Source organism: Hydrogenophaga borbori (assembly GCF_003417535.1).
Taxonomy (GTDB): Bacteria; Pseudomonadota; Gammaproteobacteria; order Burkholderiales; family Burkholderiaceae_C; genus Hydrogenophaga; species Hydrogenophaga borbori.
The window spans coordinates 135470-150926 of the sequence record NZ_QVLS01000001.1 but is presented as its reverse complement, the minus strand read 5'-3'; the positions used below and the strand labels follow the sequence as shown (position 1 = coordinate 150926).

Annotated in this window: 14 protein-coding genes; all 14 read right to left on the bottom strand. The window is 68.7% G+C overall.

Annotated features, from left to right (window positions below; translation table 11 throughout):
• Positions 1–6: 6 nt before the first annotated feature.
• Positions 7–483 carry a transcription elongation factor GreA gene (gene greA / locus DY262_RS00745; protein ID WP_116957097.1) on the bottom strand — a complete coding sequence of 159 codons (477 nt, stop codon included), beginning with the start codon at positions 481–483 and terminating at the stop codon, positions 7–9.
• An 84-nt stretch (positions 484–567) separates the two neighbouring features.
• On the bottom strand, positions 568–1296 hold the full coding sequence (locus DY262_RS00740; protein ID WP_116957096.1) for an alpha/beta hydrolase: 729 nt from the start codon (positions 1294–1296) through the stop codon (positions 568–570).
• 126 nt (positions 1297–1422) lie between these two features.
• Positions 1423–2397 carry a helix-turn-helix domain-containing protein gene (locus tag DY262_RS00735; RefSeq protein ID WP_116957095.1) on the bottom strand — a complete coding sequence of 325 codons (975 nt, stop codon included), beginning with the start codon at positions 2395–2397 and terminating at the stop codon, positions 1423–1425.
• Between the two features lie 184 nt (positions 2398–2581).
• A complete protein-coding gene (gene carB / locus DY262_RS00730) occupies positions 2582–5863 on the bottom strand; it encodes a carbamoyl-phosphate synthase large subunit (RefSeq protein WP_116957094.1) in 3282 nt (1093 codons plus the stop codon).
• 17 nt (positions 5864–5880) lie between these two features.
• Positions 5881–6243, bottom strand: coding sequence for a hypothetical protein (locus DY262_RS00725; RefSeq protein WP_116957093.1), 363 nt, complete (start codon positions 6241–6243; stop codon positions 5881–5883).
• A 10-nt stretch (positions 6244–6253) separates the two neighbouring features.
• A complete protein-coding gene (carA, locus tag DY262_RS00720; RefSeq protein ID WP_116957092.1) occupies positions 6254–7420 on the bottom strand; it encodes a glutamine-hydrolyzing carbamoyl-phosphate synthase small subunit in 1167 nt (388 codons plus the stop codon).
• A gap of 209 nt (positions 7421–7629) precedes the next feature.
• Positions 7630–8418, bottom strand: coding sequence for a TrmH family RNA methyltransferase (locus tag DY262_RS00715; RefSeq protein ID WP_116957091.1), 789 nt, complete (start codon positions 8416–8418; stop codon positions 7630–7632).
• Complete coding sequence (rnhB, locus tag DY262_RS00710) at positions 8415–9101, bottom strand: ribonuclease HII (RefSeq protein ID WP_116957090.1); 687 nt, start codon at positions 9099–9101, stop codon at positions 8415–8417. Before rnhB ends, DY262_RS00715 begins: the two co-directional genes overlap by 4 nt.
• Complete coding sequence (gene lpxB, locus DY262_RS00705; protein WP_181936362.1) at positions 9073–10218, bottom strand: lipid-A-disaccharide synthase; 1146 nt, start codon at positions 10216–10218, stop codon at positions 9073–9075. The genes rnhB and lpxB overlap by 29 nt, the downstream gene beginning before the upstream one ends.
• A 13-nt stretch (positions 10219–10231) precedes the next feature.
• Complete coding sequence (gene lpxA, locus DY262_RS00700) at positions 10232–11026, bottom strand: acyl-ACP--UDP-N-acetylglucosamine O-acyltransferase (RefSeq protein WP_116957089.1); 795 nt, start codon at positions 11024–11026, stop codon at positions 10232–10234.
• 78 nt (positions 11027–11104) lie between these two features.
• Entirely contained in the window at positions 11105–11545 is a 441-nt protein-coding gene (gene fabZ / locus DY262_RS00695; RefSeq protein ID WP_116957522.1) for a 3-hydroxyacyl-ACP dehydratase FabZ, read from the bottom strand.
• On the bottom strand, positions 11542–12594 hold the full coding sequence (gene lpxD / locus DY262_RS00690) for a UDP-3-O-(3-hydroxymyristoyl)glucosamine N-acyltransferase (RefSeq protein ID WP_116957088.1): 1053 nt from the start codon (positions 12592–12594) through the stop codon (positions 11542–11544). The genes fabZ and lpxD overlap by 4 nt, the downstream gene beginning before the upstream one ends.
• 9 nt (positions 12595–12603) lie before the next feature.
• Positions 12604–13134: an OmpH/Skp family outer membrane protein gene (locus DY262_RS00685; RefSeq protein WP_116957087.1), complete on the bottom strand. Its 531-nt coding sequence runs from the start codon at positions 13132–13134 to the stop codon at positions 12604–12606.
• Positions 13134–15455: an outer membrane protein assembly factor BamA gene (gene bamA, locus DY262_RS00680; protein WP_181936361.1), complete on the bottom strand. Its 2322-nt coding sequence runs from the start codon at positions 15453–15455 to the stop codon at positions 13134–13136. The genes DY262_RS00685 and bamA overlap by 1 nt, the downstream gene beginning before the upstream one ends.
• Between the last annotated feature and the right edge of the window lie 2 nt (positions 15456–15457).

Sequence of the window (15457 nt, the reverse complement as noted above, 5' to 3'; positions counted from 1 at the left end):
GCGCGCTCAGGCGTAGCGCACGGCCACGATTTCGTAGCGGCGCAAGCCGCCGGGTGCCTGCACCTCGGCGGTGTCGCCCTCTTCCTTGCCGATCAGCGCGCGCGCGATCGGGCTGCCGATGTTGATCAAGCCTTCCTTCAGGTCGGCCTCGTCCTCGCCCACGATCTGGTAAGTGACGGCCGAGCCGCTGTCCTCGTCTTCGAGTTCCACGGTGGCGCCGAACACCACCTTGCCGCCCGCGTTCAGGGCCGAGGGGTCGATGATCTGCGCCGTCGACAGCTTGCCCTCGATCTCGGCGATGCGGCCTTCGATGAAGCCCTGGCGGTCCTTGGCGGCGTCGTACTCGGCGTTCTCGCTCAGGTCGCCCTGGGCGCGTGCCTCGGCGATGGCGTTGATGACCGCGGGGCGGTCGACGGTCTTGAGGCGGTGCAGCTCTTCCTTGAGCTTTTCGGCGCCGCGCTTGGTGATGGGGATGGTGGCCATATCTTTCTCTCCACAAAAGCAAACCGCCGGGCGTTGCCGCTCGGCGGTGTCGTGAAAAGCATTATGCCGCGACCGGCACGGGGGTCAATCCCGCCCGGCCTGCTCGATCTTTTCGGCCAGCAGGACCGGGTTGGTGAAGCACAGCTCGTGGCTGCCGGGCGTGGACACCAGGCGGTACAGGCCCAGCCGTTCCGACAGGCGCGGGTGCCACGGCAGGCTGTGCGGCATGGCGGTGTCGTCGGTGCACAGCAGGTAGCTCTTGCCCATGGGCAGCGCGGCCAGCTGCGTGCCCAGGCGCGCGGGTTCGGTGAAGGTGCGGTAGGGCTGGGGGTTGAGCTGGTCGTAGGTGCTCCGCGCCAGCGCGGCGTCGGCGTCGTTGATGAAGGCCTCGCGCCAAATGGGGAACGGCAGCATCACGGCGTTGTGGTTGGCGGCGGCGATCTGATCGAACAGCGCCTTGTAGTGGGGCGGCACCATGTCGTTCAGGCATTCGCCGTCCAGCGGCACGAAGGCCACCCAGTACACCAGCCGCGCGATGCGCTGCGGCAGCCGCGCCGCGACCTGGCTGATGACCATGCCGCCGTAGCTGTGGCCCACCAGGCGCACGTTGTTCAGGTCGTGCTGCTCAAGGTAGGCGGCGAGCGAGTCGGCGGCTTCGGTGAGGCCGCTGGTGGCGCGGTCGTCGCCGGGGCGATTGCCCGCGAGCGTGGGCGTGTGCACCACATGCCCGCGCTCGCGCAAGGCCTGGGCCACAGGTTGGAAAAGTTCACCGGTGTGCCAGGCACCGTGAACGAGGACATAGGTATCGGCCATGCAGGTCTCCTGAAGGAAGGCGCCCGATCCGCCGAGCGCTGCGCGCAGCGTAGGCGTGGCGCGCTTGACGCGATGGCCTGTGCGCGCCACGCCGATGGCCTGCGCGTGCCACGCGGCATGCGGACTTCAGTGGGCGAGCCGGTCGCGGCGCCAGCGCGCCGGGGTCTGCGCGTGCCGGCGCTGGAACTCGCGCACAAAGTGAGAGGCGTCGGCGTAGCCGCAGCGCCGGCCGATCTCCGCCACGCTCACGCCCGCCAATCGGGGCTGGGCCAGCAGCTCGGCGGCGCGCCGCAGGCGCAGGCCGCGCAGGGTGTCGGCGAACGTGGCGCTGCACGCCGCGAAGGCGCGGTGCAGGGTGCGCAGCGACACGCCCAGCGCCAGCGCCACGTCGCTCGCTTGCAGGCCGGCGGTGTCCAGGCGATCGCGCATCAGCGCCTCGGCGCGCACGGCCAGATCACGGCCCGCATGCGTGGGCGCCACCGCGGGCTCCAGCGCGGCCGACAGCATCGCGCCGAGCTGATCGGCCAGCAGGTGCTCGGGCACCAGCGAGGCCAGCTCGGGCTCGTGCGCGAACTGCAGGCTCCAGGCCGACAGCGCCTGGCCCCAGCCCCGGTCGCGCCAGGCCACGCGCGCCACGGGATGGTCGAGCTGCCGCAGCCATTGCCCCACCCAGGCACGCGGCAACTGGATGGACACCACCTCCACCGCACGGGGGTAGTGCAGCTCGTAGGTGCGCGCCGAATCGACCAGCACCGCATCGCCGGGGCGCAGGCCCACGCGCTGGCCGCCCTGCACCACGTGCCACGGCGTGCGGCGGTGCGTGATCAGGTAGAAGGGCTGCTGCGCGCCGCGCGCGATGGCCGCGCGCGTTCGGTAGACATCTTGCGTGCTGGCCTCGACCTGGTTGAAGGACAAGGCGCCCGAGGCCACGCTCACCAGCCGGCCGTCGAAGTGCCGCGCCTCGCGCGAGCTGCAGTCCATCTCCAGGAAGGCTTCACAGATGGCGCCGACCCAATAGTCGAGCCGCCGCTCGGGCGGCACGGCCTCGGTGCTCCAGCGCCGGGCGCTGGCGCTGGGGGAAACGGGTGCGGCGGCTGGCATGGCCCGCACTGTAGGCCTTTGGCGCGGGCCCGGCCTTGGCGCAAACCCGCAGCGGCGAGCCCCACCAAGGTGAGCAAGAAGACGGCCTGCCTGCACGACCACCGCGCCGAGGACATACGGTCACTGGCTTCATCAGGCCGCAGGTGCCGCCCCCTTGGGGGTCGCGCGAAGTGCGGCGGGGGTGTTACACCAGTTGCGCGTGCATGTCCTGCACGGAAATCACGTCCAGGCTGCTCAGGAACTTCATGCCCTCGACGGCCGCCTCGGCGCCCGCGATGGTGGTGAAGGTCGTCACGCGGGCCAGCAGCGCCGAGGTGCGGATCGCGCGCGAGTCGGCGATGGCGTTGCGGCGCTCTTCCACCGTGTTGATCACCAGCGCGATGTCGCCGTTCTTGATCATGTCCACGATGTGCGGGCGGCCTTCGGTGACCTTGTTGACCGTCTGCACCGCCAGGCCGGCGGCCTCGATGGCCGCCGCCGTGCCGCGCGTGGCGATCAGTTCGAAGCCCAGCTCCACGAGCTGGCGCGCCACATCCACGGCGCGCGGCTTGTCGCTGTTTTTCACCGTCAGGAAGGCCTTGCCCGCCGTGGGCAGCCTGGTGCCCGCGCCGATCTGGCTCTTCACGAAGGCTTCGCCAAAGGTTTTGCCCACGCCCATGACCTCGCCGGTGGACTTCATCTCCGGGCCGAGGATGGTGTCCACGCCCGGGAACTTGACGAAGGGGAACACCGCCTCCTTCACGCTGAAGTACGGCGGCTCCACCTCTTCACCGATGCCCTGCGAGTCGAGCGACTGGCCGGCCATGCAACGCGCGGCCACCTTGGCCAGCTGGATGCCCGTGGCCTTGGAGACGAAGGGCACCGTGCGCGAGGCGCGCGGGTTCACTTCCAGCACGTAGATCACGTCCTTCTTCTGGCCACCCTCTTCGATTTCCTGGATCGCAAACTGCACGTTCATCAGACCCACCACGTTCAGGCCCTGGGCCATGGCCGCGGTCTGGCGCTTGAGCTCGTCCACCGTGGCCTTGCTCAGGTAGTACGGCGGCAGCGAGCAGGCGGAGTCTCCGCTGTGCACGCCGGCCTGTTCGATGTGCTCCATCACGCCGCCGATGAACACGCGGCCGGTGGCGTCGCGCACCGCGTCCACGTCGCATTCGATGGCGTCGTTGAGGAAGCGGTCGAGCAGCACCGGGGAGTCGTTGCTGACCTTCACGGCCTCGCGCATGTAGCGCTCGAGGTCGCGCTGCTCGTGCACGATTTCCATGGCGCGGCCGCCGAGCACATAGCTCGGGCGCACCACCAGCGGGTAACCCAGCGCGGCGGCCTTCTCGAGCGCCTCGGTCTCGGTGCGCGCGGTGGCGTTGGGCGGCTGGCGCAGCTTGAGCTCGTGCAGCAGCTTCTGGAAGCGCTCGCGGTCTTCGGCGGCGTCGATCATGTCGGGCGAGGTGCCGATGATGGGCACGCCCGCGGCCTCCAGGCCCAGCGCGAGCTTGAGCGGCGTCTGGCCGCCGTACTGCACGATCACGCCGGCCGGCTTTTCCTTGTCGACGATCTCCAGCACGTCTTCCAGCGTGAGCGGCTCGAAGTAGAGGCGGTCGCTGGTGTCGTAGTCGGTCGACACGGTCTCGGGGTTGCAGTTGACCATGATGGTCTCGTAGCCGTCCTCGCGCATGGCGAGCGCGGCATGCACGCAGCAGTAGTCGAACTCGATGCCCTGGCCGATGCGGTTCGGACCGCCGCCCAGCACCATGATCTTCTTGTTGCCGGTGGGTTCGGCCTCGCACTCGGCCTGGCCATGGCCTTCGTAGGTGGAGTACAGGTAGGCCGTGGTGGTGGCGAATTCGGCGGCGCAGGTGTCCACGCGCTTGTAGACCGGGCGCACGCCCAGCTCGCGGCGGCGCGCGCGCACGGCGGTGTCGCTGGTCTTGAGCAGCTTGGCCAGGCGGCGATCGGAGAAGCCCTTCTTCTTCAGGCCCCGCAGCGTGGCCACGTCCAGCGAGGCCAGCGCGCCCTCGCCCTTCTGCGCGGTCAGCGCGTCCATGGCGAGTTCGAGCTTGACGATCTCCTCGATCTGCACGAGGAACCACTTGTCGATCTTGGTGAACTGGTGCACCTCGTCGACCGTCCAGCCGGCGGCGAAGGCGTCGCCCACGTACCAGATGCGCTCGGGGCCGGGCTCGCCGAGTTCCTTCTCGAGCGTCTCGCGGTCCTGCGTCTTCTCGTTCATGCCGTCGACACCGACCTCCAGGCCGCGCAGGGCCTTCTGGAAGCTTTCCTGGAAGGTGCGGCCCATGGCCATGACCTCGCCCACGGACTTCATCTGCGTGGTCAGGCGGTCGTCGGCGTCCTTGAACTTCTCGAAGGCAAAGCGCGGGATCTTGGTGACCACGTAGTCGATCGAGGGCTCGAAGCTCGCGGGCGTGGCGCCGCCGGTGATCTCGTTGCGCAGCTCGTCGAGCGTGTAGCCCACGGCCAGCTTGGCCGCGACCTTGGCGATGGGAAAGCCCGTGGCCTTGGAAGCCAGCGCGGAGGAACGCGAGACGCGCGGGTTCATCTCGATGACGACCATGCGACCGTCTTTCGGGTTGATCGAGAACTGCACGTTGGAGCCACCGGTGTCCACGCCGATCTCGCGCAGCACCGCCAGCGAGGCGTTGCGCAGGATCTGGTACTCCTTGTCGGTCAGCGTCTGAGCGGGCGCCACGGTGATGGAGTCGCCGGTGTGCACGCCCATCGGGTCCAGGTTCTCGATCGAGCAGACGATGATGCAGTTGTCGGCCTTGTCGCGCACGACCTCCATCTCGTACTCTTTCCAGCCGAGCAGCGACTCTTCGATCAGCAGCTCGTTGGTGGGCGATGCCTCGATGCCGCGCTTGCAGATGGTCTCGAACTCTTCGGGGTTGTAGGCGATGCCGCCGCCCGTGCCACCCAGCGTGAAGCTGGGGCGGATGACGACCGGGAAGCCCACGGTCTTCTGCACGCCCCAGGCCTCTTCCAGCGTGTGGGCGATGCCCGAGCGCGCCGAGCCCAGGCCGATGCGCGTCATCGCGTCCTTGAACTTCAGGCGGTCCTCGGCCTTGTCGATGGCTTCGGGCGTGGCGCCGATCAGTTCGACGCCGTACTTGGCCAGCACCCCGTGGCGCCAGAGGTCCAGCGCGCAGTTGAGCGCGGTCTGGCCGCCCATGGTGGGCAGGATGGCGAAGCCGCCGGCCGTCTTGGGGCGCTCCTTGGCGATGATCTTCTCGACCGTCTGCCAGGTGATGGGCTCGATGTAGGTGACGTCGGCCGTGGCCGGGTCGGTCATGATGGTGGCGGGGTTGCTGTTGATCAGCACCACGCGGTAGCCCTCTTCACGCAGGGCCTTGCAGGCCTGCACGCCGGAGTAATCGAACTCGCAGGCCTGGCCGATGATGATGGGACCGGCGCCGATGATCAGCACGGTCTGGATGTCTGTTCTCTTGGGCATCTTGTGTCGCTCGCGGGTTATTGGTCCGCGCGTTGGTCTAGTTTGTTCAGCAGCGCCTGCGCGCGCTCGGCGGGGATGGCCTTCTGCATCAGCTGCAACAGGCCGTCACCCTGCACCAGGGGGCGCAGGACCTCGGCCTCGGCCTCGTGGAAGCGCGCGTCCCACGCGGCCATTTCGCTGTTGAAGGTCTCGTCGTCCCACGTCTTGCATTTGGCCAGCAGCGTCACCAGCGGCACGGCCTTCTGGTCGAGAAAGGCCTTGCGGTAGGGCTTCTGCGCCCAGCGCTGCGCGAACCACTCCTTGTGCGGTGGCGGCAGCGTGAGCTGGCGCTTGGCGATGGCCTTCTCGATGGCAGCCGCGGGAAAGCTGAACAGCTTCATTCGGGCCTTCTCAGGCGGCGACCGCCGCGCGCTCCTTCATGAGCGCGACGAAGCGGTCGAACAGGTAGCCGATGTCGTGCGGACCGGGCGAGGCCTCGGGGTGGCCCTGGAAGCAGAAGGCCGGCTGGTCGGTGCGGGCCAGGCCCTGCAGCGTGCCGTCGAACAGGCTCACGTGCGTGGGGCGCAGGTTGGCGGGCAGGGTCTTCTCGTCGACGGCGAAGCCGTGGTTCTGGCTGGTGATGGACACGCGGCCGTCGTCCAGGTCTTTCACCGGGTGGTTCGCGCCATGGTGGCCGAACTTCATCTTGAAGGTCTTGGCGCCGCTGGCCAGGGCCATGATCTGGTGGCCCAGGCAGATGCCGAAGGTGGGCATACCGGCCTCGATGATCTCGCGCGCGGCGGCGATGGCGTAGTCGCAGGGCTCCGGGTCGCCGGGGCCGTTGGAGAGGAACACGCCGTCGGGCTGGAGCTTGAAGACCTCGGCCGCGGGCGTTTGCGCGGGCACCACGGTCACGCGGCAGCCGCGCGAGGCCAGCATGCGCAGGATGTTGTGCTTGACGCCGAAGTCGTAGGCGACGACGTGGAAGGCGGCTTGGCCGAGTTCGCCGTAGCCCTGGCCCAGCGTCCACTCGGTCTCGGACCAGGCGTAGGGCTTGTCGACGGACACCACCTTGGCCAGGTCCTGCCCCGCCATGTTGGGCGCGGCCTTCGCGGCGGCAATGGCGGCGGCGCGGTGCGCGTCGGTGAGGGCCTCGCCCGCCGCCAGCGCCACGATGCAGCCGTTCTGCGCGCCGTGGGTGCGCAGGCGGCGCGTGAGCGCGCGCGTGTCCAGGTCGGCGATCGCCACGGTGTTCTCGCGGCGCAGGTAGTCGGACAGGGTCTCCTCGCAACGGAAGTTGGAGGCCAGCAGCGGCAGGTCCTTGATGATGAGGCCGGCGGCGTGGACACGCGTGGCTTCCACGTCTTCGCGATTGACGCCGGTGTTGCCGATGTGGGGATAGGTCAGCGTGACGATCTGGCGGCAATAGCTGGGATCGGTGAGGATCTCCTGGTAGCCGGTGATCGCGGTGTTGAACACCACCTCGCCCACCGTCTGGCCGGTGGCGCCGATGGAGATGCCTTCAAAGACCGTTCCATCAGCGAGCGCGAGAAGGGCTTTCGGGTGGACGGGCAGCACAGGGATCTCCAGAAAAGGGGTGGGCTGGCCGTCGCGCGCGGTCGGCGGGTGCCGCGCAGGCTTCGCGTCCACCGGCCGGGGGGCGCTGGGTGGGCGAAATCCTGGGGTGTGGAGCCGCGGCGCGCGGGGCATGGCGCCGATTGCAGTTAAACCGTCGAATTATAGCGCGCCGCCGTGTTGCGGCGCAGCAGCCAGGACACCCGCAGGCCTCAGTCGCAGGCGTCCTTGAAACGCCCGGCCGCGCTCGCGTGCAGGCAGATGGCGGCCGCTGCGGCGACGTTGAGCGACTCCTCGCCACCGGGTTGCGCGATGCGCACGAAGCGGCTGGCGCGCGCCATGAGCGCCTCGCCCACGCCCTGCCCTTCGTGGCCCATGACCCAGGCGCAGGGCCAGGGCAAGGTGGCCTGATGCAACCAATCGCCCTGGTGCGAGCTGGTGACCAGCAGCGGCACCGACAGGGACGACAGCGCCTCGGGCACCAGGCCCTCGACCAGGCGCAGGGCGAAATGCGCGCCCATGCCCGCGCGCAGCACCTTGGGCGACCACAGCGCGGCCGTGCCTTTGAGCGCGGCCACCTGCGTGAAGCCGAAGGCGGCCGCGCTGCGCAGCACCGAGCCCACGTTGCCGGCGTCCTGCAGACGGTCGAGCACCACGGTAGGCGCGTCGGGCAGCAGCCCCGCCACATCGGGCAGATCGGCCACGAAGCCCATGGCGGGAGGCGACTCCAGGCCACTCACGCTGGCCATGACGGCGTCGGGCAGCCGCACCACGCGTGGCGCGGCAGCCACCAGTTCGGCGTCGGCGCGCGGCCAGCCGGAGGCGCTGAAGACCGCGATGGACGGCCGCTGGCCGCGCGCCAGCAGCGCGCGGCAGAGGTGGTCGCCGTCCAGCCAGACCCGTCCGCGCTGGCGATAGGCGGTGTTGTCCTGCGCCAGCGCGCGCAGCTCTTTCACGAGCGGGTTGTCGCGCGACTGGATGTCCTGCGGCGTCGCGGTCATGGCCTGGCCCGCGCGTCGGGCATGGCGGTGCCCAGGCCGTCGTGCGGCCACGCGGCGCTCCCGCGCGCCGCGTGGGCCTGGGCCACGGGCGCAAAGGAACGCCGGTGTTCGGGCAAGGGGCCGTGTCGGCGCAAGGCCTCGAGGTGCTGCGCGGTGCCGTAGCCCTTGTGCTGGTTGAAGCCGTAGTGCGGATGCCGCAGGTGCAGCTCGTCGAGCAGGCGGTCGCGCGTGACCTTGGCGAGGATGGAAGCGGCCGAGATGGCCTGCACCTTGGCGTCGCCTTGCACGATGGCCTCGGCCAGCACGTCCAGCGGTGGCAGGCGGTTGCCGTCCACCAGCACCTTTGCCGGCTTCAGGCGCAGCCCGGCGACCGCCCGCTGCATGGCCAGCAGGGTGGCCTGCAGGATGTTGAGCGTGTCGATCTCCTCCACCGAGGCCTGGGCCACGCTGCAGCACAGGGCCTTGGCGCGGATCTCGTCGTACAGGCGCTCGCGCCGTGCGGCGCTGAGCTGCTTGGAGTCGGTCAGGCCCGCAACGGGCTGCAGTTCGTCGAGGATGACCGCGGCCGCCACCACCGGACCCGCGAGCGGACCGCGGCCGGCCTCGTCCACGCCGGCGTGCAGGCCGGGCGTGTCCCACACCAGCGTGGCCTGTTCAGCGAGCAAGAAGCGCTTCGATCGCATCGGTGGCCAGCGCCGCGGTGTCGCGGCGCAGCTCGTGGTGCAGTTGGGTGAAACGGGCCTGCAGCGCGCGCACGCGCTCGGGCGCATCGAGCCAGTCGAGCACGGCCTGAGCCAGGCGCTGGGGCGAGGCCTCTTCCTGCAGCAGTTCGGGCACGACGAAGTCCTGGCACAGGATGTTGGGCAGGCCCACCCAAGGCTGCAGGCGCTGGCGACGCATGATCTGCCAGGACAGCCAGTTCATGTTGTACGCAATGACCATGGGCCGCTTGAACAGCGCGGCCTCCAGCGTGGCGGTGCCGCTGGCGATCAGCGTGGCGTCGCAGGCGGCCAGCACGGCATGCGACTGGCCCGGCACCAGCTGTACCAGGTCCGCCACGCCGGCCTCGCGGGCCACGCGCCCGATGCGCTCGCGCTGCGCCGGCACGGCGGGCAGCACGAAGCGCAGCCCCTGGCGCGCCTGTTGCATCAGCCGCGCGGCCTCGAAGAAGCGGTGCGCGAGGTAGTCGACCTCGGAGCCACGGCTGCCCGGCAACAGCGCCACCACCTCTGCGTCCTCGGGCAAGCCGAGCTGGCGGCGCGCGGCCTGGCGATCGGGCTCCAAGGGCACCACATTGGCCACAGGATGCCCCACATAGGTGGCGGCGATGCCGTGCTCGGCCAGCAGCGCGGGCTCGAACGGAAAGATGCACAGCACGTGGTCGGCGCTCGCCTGGATCTTGCGCACGCGCTCGGGCCGCCAGGCCCAGATCGAGGGGCAGACGAAATGCACCGTGCGCACGCCCGCCGCCTTGAGGTTCGCTTCGAGTTCGAGATTGAAGTCGGGCGCGTCCACGCCGATGAACACGTCGGGCCGCTCGCCTTGCAGCAGGCGCTGCCGCAGCTGGTGGCGTATGCCCACGATTTCGCGGTAGTGCCGCAGCACCTCGACATAGCCGCGCACGGCCAGCCGCTCGCTGGGCCACCAGGCGTCGAAACCCTGGGCGACCATCTGCGGACCGCCGATGCCCACGCCCGTGAGCCCCGGCCAGCGCTGGCGCAGGCCACCGAGCAGCAGACCCGCGAGCAGGTCGCCCGAGGCCTCGCCTGCCACCAGGGCGAAACGTGGCGATGCGCTCACGCGAGACCCCTCTTCAGCGAACGATGCCGCGCTGCGGCGAGGTGCCGCGCAGGAAGCCCAGCATCAGATCCACGTCTTCGCCGGCCTCGGGCTTTTCAAGGCGCAGCGCGTCGATGCGCGCCATGGCCTGCTCAAGCGTCCGATCCTCGCGGTAGAGCGCCTTGTGCATGGCCTTGACGGCGGCGATGCGCTCGGCCGAAAAGCCGCGCCGGCGCAAGCCCTCGAAATTCATCGAGCGCGCACTGGCGGGCTGGCCCTGCGTCATCACGAACGGTGGCACGTCGGCGAGCAGCGCGGAGCACATGGCCGTCATGGCGTGCGCGCCGATGCGCACGAACTGGTGAACCACGGTGAAGCCGCCAAGGATCGCCCAATCGCCCACGTGCACGTGCCCCGCGAGTTGCGAGTTGTTGGCGAAGATGGTTTTGTTGCCCACCATGCAGTCGTGCGCGAGGTGCACGTAGGCCATGATCCAGTTGTCGTCACCCAGGCGCGTGAGGCCCTTGTCACCGGGCGAGCCGATGTTGAAGGTGCAGAACTCGCGAATGGTGTTGCGGTCGCCGATCACCAGCTCGCAGGGCTCGCCCGCGTACTTCTTGTCCTGCGGGATCGCGCCAAGCGAGTTGAACTGGAAGATGCGGTTGTCCCGGCCGATGGTGGTGTGGCCCTCGATCACGCAGTGCGGGCCGACCGTGGTGCCGGCGCCGATCTTCACGTGCGGACCGATCACGGTGTACGGACCGACCTCGACCGTGCTGTCGAGCGAGGCCGCGGGATCGACGATCGCCGTGGGGTGGATACGCGTCATTGGCAGACCTCCGCGCCACGCGCTGCGGTGCGAGCCCTTTCGGGCGGCCGTGCGGTGCTCATGCGTCGCGCCCCGCCGTCAGGCAACCGTGCGCATGGTGCACATGAGTTCGGCCTCGCAGGCCACCTCATTGCCCACGCGGGTGACACCCTTGAACTTGTAGATGCCGGCCTTGGCGCGTTCCAGGCTCACGTCCATCACGAGCTGGTCGCCTGGCTCCACGGGGCGCTTGAAGCGCGCGCCGTCGATCCCGGCGAAGTAGTAGACCGTCTTGTCGTCGGGTGCCACGCCCATGGTGTCGAAGGTCAGCAACGCGGCCGTCTGCGCCATCGCTTCGAGCATGAGCACGCCCGGCATCACGGGCCGGTGGGGGAAGTGGCCGGTGAAGAACGGCTCATTGATGGTGACGTTCTTGAGCGCCTGGATGCGCTGGCCCTTGTCGATCGAGATCACGCGATCCACGAGCAGAAAGGGGTAGCGGTGGGGCAGGAGTTTGAGGATCTGGTGGATGTCCATCAGGCGTCGTCCGTTCTGGTCTGGGCCCGCGCGATCGCTTGTTCCACGGCCTTGAGCCGTTCGCGCAGGCGGTTGAGCTGCTTGAGCGAAGCAGCGTTCTTTTCCCAGGCGGCATTGTCGTCGATGGGGAACATGCCGGTGTAGTGGCCGGGCTGCAGGATGGAGCGCGTGACCACCGAGGCCGCCGAGATGTTGACGCCGTCGGCCAGCTTGAGGTGACCCAGCACCACGGCGCCGCCGCCGATGGTGCAACGCGCGCCGATATCGGCACTGCCGGCCACGCCCACGCAACCGGCCATGGCCGTGTGCGCGCCCACGCGCACGTTGTGGCCGATCTGGATCAGGTTGTCGAGCTTGACACCGTCCTCGATCACGGTGTCGTCGAGCGCGCCGCGGTCGATGCAGGTGTTGGCACCGATCTCCACCCCATGGCCGATGCGCACCGCGCCCAGCTGCTCGATCTTGATCCACTGCCCCTGGTGCGGCGCGAAGCCGAAGCCGTCGGCGCCGATCACCACGCCGCTGTGCAGGATGCAGCGATCGCCCACGGAGCAGCGCTCGCCCAGCGTGACGCGAGGGTGCAGCACGCTGCCCTCGCCCACCGCCGCGTCGCGGCCGATCACCGCGTGGGCGCCGATGCGCGCGCCAGCGCCAACCCGGGCGCCTTCGGCGATCACCACGAACGGCCCGACATCGACGCCTGGCCCCAGCACCGCGTCGGGGTGCACACTGGCGAGTGGATCGATCCGCGGCGCACGCGCCGGCTCGTGCCGTTCGCGCCACCACTGGGTCAGGCGCGCGAAATAGAGATAAGGGTCGTCGGTGACGATGCGCGCGGCGCGATCGGCCGTGGTGGCCTCGAGCGCGGGCGGCACGATGAGGGCGCCCGCCTGGGACGCCGCGATCTGGGTGGCGTAGCGCGCGCTGGCCACGAAGGCCAGCTCATCGGGTCGGGCGCTGTTCAGCGGCGCAAGCCGCTGAACGAGAAAGGCGGCGTCACCGACCAGGCTGCCACCGAGGGCATCGACGATGGCGCCCAGCGGTGCTGCCACGGCCGCGGCTTACTTGCCGTCGAGCTGGGACATCACGCGATCGGTGATGTCCACGCGCGGGCTCACGTAATAGGCTTCTTGCACGATCAGGTCGTACTTTTCGGCCTCGGCGATCGTGCGGATCACGCGGTTGAGCTTTTCGACGACCTGCTGCAGGGCCTCGTTGCGGCGCAGGTTGAGCTCTTCCTGGAAGTCGCGCTGGCGGCGCTGCAGGTCGCGCTCCTGCTCGACCAGCTGTCGCTGGCGCGGGGTGCGCTGGCTCTCGGGCAGCGTGGGCGATTCGCGCTCGAACTTCTCGACGGCTTGGCGGAGCTGGTCGGCGGAGGCACGCAGGTCGCGCTCACGCTTGGAGAAATCCTGCTCCAGCTTGGCCGAGACGGCCTTGGCCGTGGAGGAGTCGCGCAGGATGCGCTCGACGTTGACGGCGCCAACCTTGGCACCGGCCTTGGCGTCCTGCGCCGCGGCACCGCCGACCATGGCCAGCGCCAGCGACACCGCCAGGGCGAATTGCCGTGCGAACAGGCGAATTGGGGTGTTCATCAAAAGGACGTTCCGATCTGAAACTGGAATCTCTGGATTCTATCGCCCTCGAACTTGCGAACGGGGTTAGCGAATGCAATACGCAAAGGGCCGATCGGCGACAGCCAACTCACGCCAAGACCGACGGAAGCGCGCAGGTCGCGGGCATTGGGACGGGTGTCGTTGTCGCCAAAAACGTTGCCGACGTCAAAGAAGCCAAACATGCGCAGGGTGCGGTCGTTGCCCGCGCCGGGAAAAGGCATGATGAATTCGGTATTGAGCGCAATGCTGCGATTGCCGCCAATGTTGATGACGGAACCGTTGGGGGAATTGATCACCGGGGAGGTCGGGCCCAGGGTGCCACCCTCGAAGCCGCGCACCGAACCCAGGCCGCCGCCGAAGAAATTCTTGAAGACCGGGTACGGGCGGCCACCGAGGCCCTTGCCGTAGCCCAGCTCGGCGTTGAAGGCCAGGGTGTACTGGCGCGACAGCGGGTAGTACTGCTGGAACTGCAGGTTGGTCTTGGCGTAGCGCGCGTCGCCCGACAGGCTCATCTCGCCGTTGACGCGCATCAGCCGGCCCTTGGTGGGCACCAGCGCGCTGTCGCGGCTGTCGCGCGTCCAGCCCAGGGTCAATGGCAGGGTGTTGCTGGTGCGGCCGAACTGCGCGGCGTAGTCCTCGTAGGCCGTCGGCAGGAAGTTGCCCGGCTCGATGGTGGTCTGCTCCACGCCGGCGCCGAAGAACACGGTGTCGACCTCGGTGAAGGGCACACCGAAGCGCACGCTCAGGCCTTTGGTGACCAGGCGGTAGTCGCCGTCCTGGTTGTCGTAGGGGCGCGTGGTGCGGTAGTAGGCGTCGAAAGCCCGCGAGACGCCGTCCTTGGTGAAGTACGGGTCGACCGTGCTCACCACCAGCTGGCGGTTGAACTTGCTGGTGTTGATGTCCAGGCCCAGGTAGTTGCCGGTGCCGAACACGTTCTCCTGGCGAATGCCCGCGATGATGGAGAGCTTCTCTTCCTGCGAGTAGCCCGCGCCCAGGGTCAGGTTGCCCGTGGGCTTTTCGACCACGGTGACGGTGAGGTCCACCTGGTCGGGCGAGCCGGGCACAGGCTCGGTGTTCAGGTCGACCGAGGTGAAGAAGCCCAGGCGGTCGATGCGGTCGCGCGAGAGGCGGATGCGATCGCTGTCGTACCAGGCGGCTTCGAACTGCCGGAACTCGCGCCGGATGATCTCGTCGCGCGTGCGGTTGTTGCCCTCGACGTGGATGCGGCGCACGTACACACGGCGCTGCGGCGTGGCGCGCAGCGTGAACGCCACGCGCTTGTTGACGCGGTCGATGTCGGGCGTGGCCTCGACCTGGGCGAAGGCGTAACCGAAGGCGCCAAAGTACTCGGTGAACGCCTTGGTGGTGTTGGTGACGTCCTCGACGTTGTAGGCCTCGCCGGGCCTGAGCGTGACGAGCGACTTGAATTCGTCCTCGCGGTCGAGGTAATCGCCTTGCAGCGCCACCGAGGACACCACGTAGCGGTCCCCTTCAGTGATGTTGATGGTGACCGACATGCTCTGCTTGTCGGGCGAGATCGCGACCTGCGTGGAGTCGATGCGGAAGTCGATGAAGCCGCGGCTGAGGTAGTAGGAGCGCAGCGTCTCGATGTCGGCGTTGAGCTTGGCGCGCGAGTAGCGGTCGCTCTTGGTGTACCAGCTCAGCCAGTTGCCCGTGTCGAGATCGAACAGGCCACGCAGGGTCGACTCGGAGAATGCCTGGTTGCCGACGATGCGGATCTCGGTGATCTTGGCGATCTCGCCTTCGGTCACGCTGAAGTTCAGGTTGACGCGGTTGCGTTCGGTCGGTGTGACGGTGGTCACCACCTCGGCGCCGTAGAAGCTGCGGTTGATGTACTGGCGCTTGAGCTCCTGCTCGGCGCGGTCGGCCAGGGCCTTGTCAAAGGGCCGGCCGTCGGTCAGGCCGATGTCGCGCAGCACGCCGCGCAGCACCTCGTCGCTGAATTCCTTGATGCCCGAAAAGCTCAGGCCGGCCACGGTGGGCCGCTCTTCCACGATGACGACCAGCACGTCGTTGCTGATCTGCAGCCGCACGTCACTGAACAGGCCAAGGCCGAAGAGCGAGCGGATAGCCGCACTGCCCTTGTCGTCGTTGTACTGATCGCCGATGCGAAACGGCAGCGACGCGAAGACCGTACCCGGTTCGACCCGCTGCAAGCCCTCGACGCGGATGTCGCGCAGGGTGAAGGGATCGACCGCCCATGCCGGCAAGGCGGCCAGCAGGCCCATCGCGAGCGCAGAAAGACTCAGGCCGCGAAGACCTCGTTTGGTTTGATTCATGC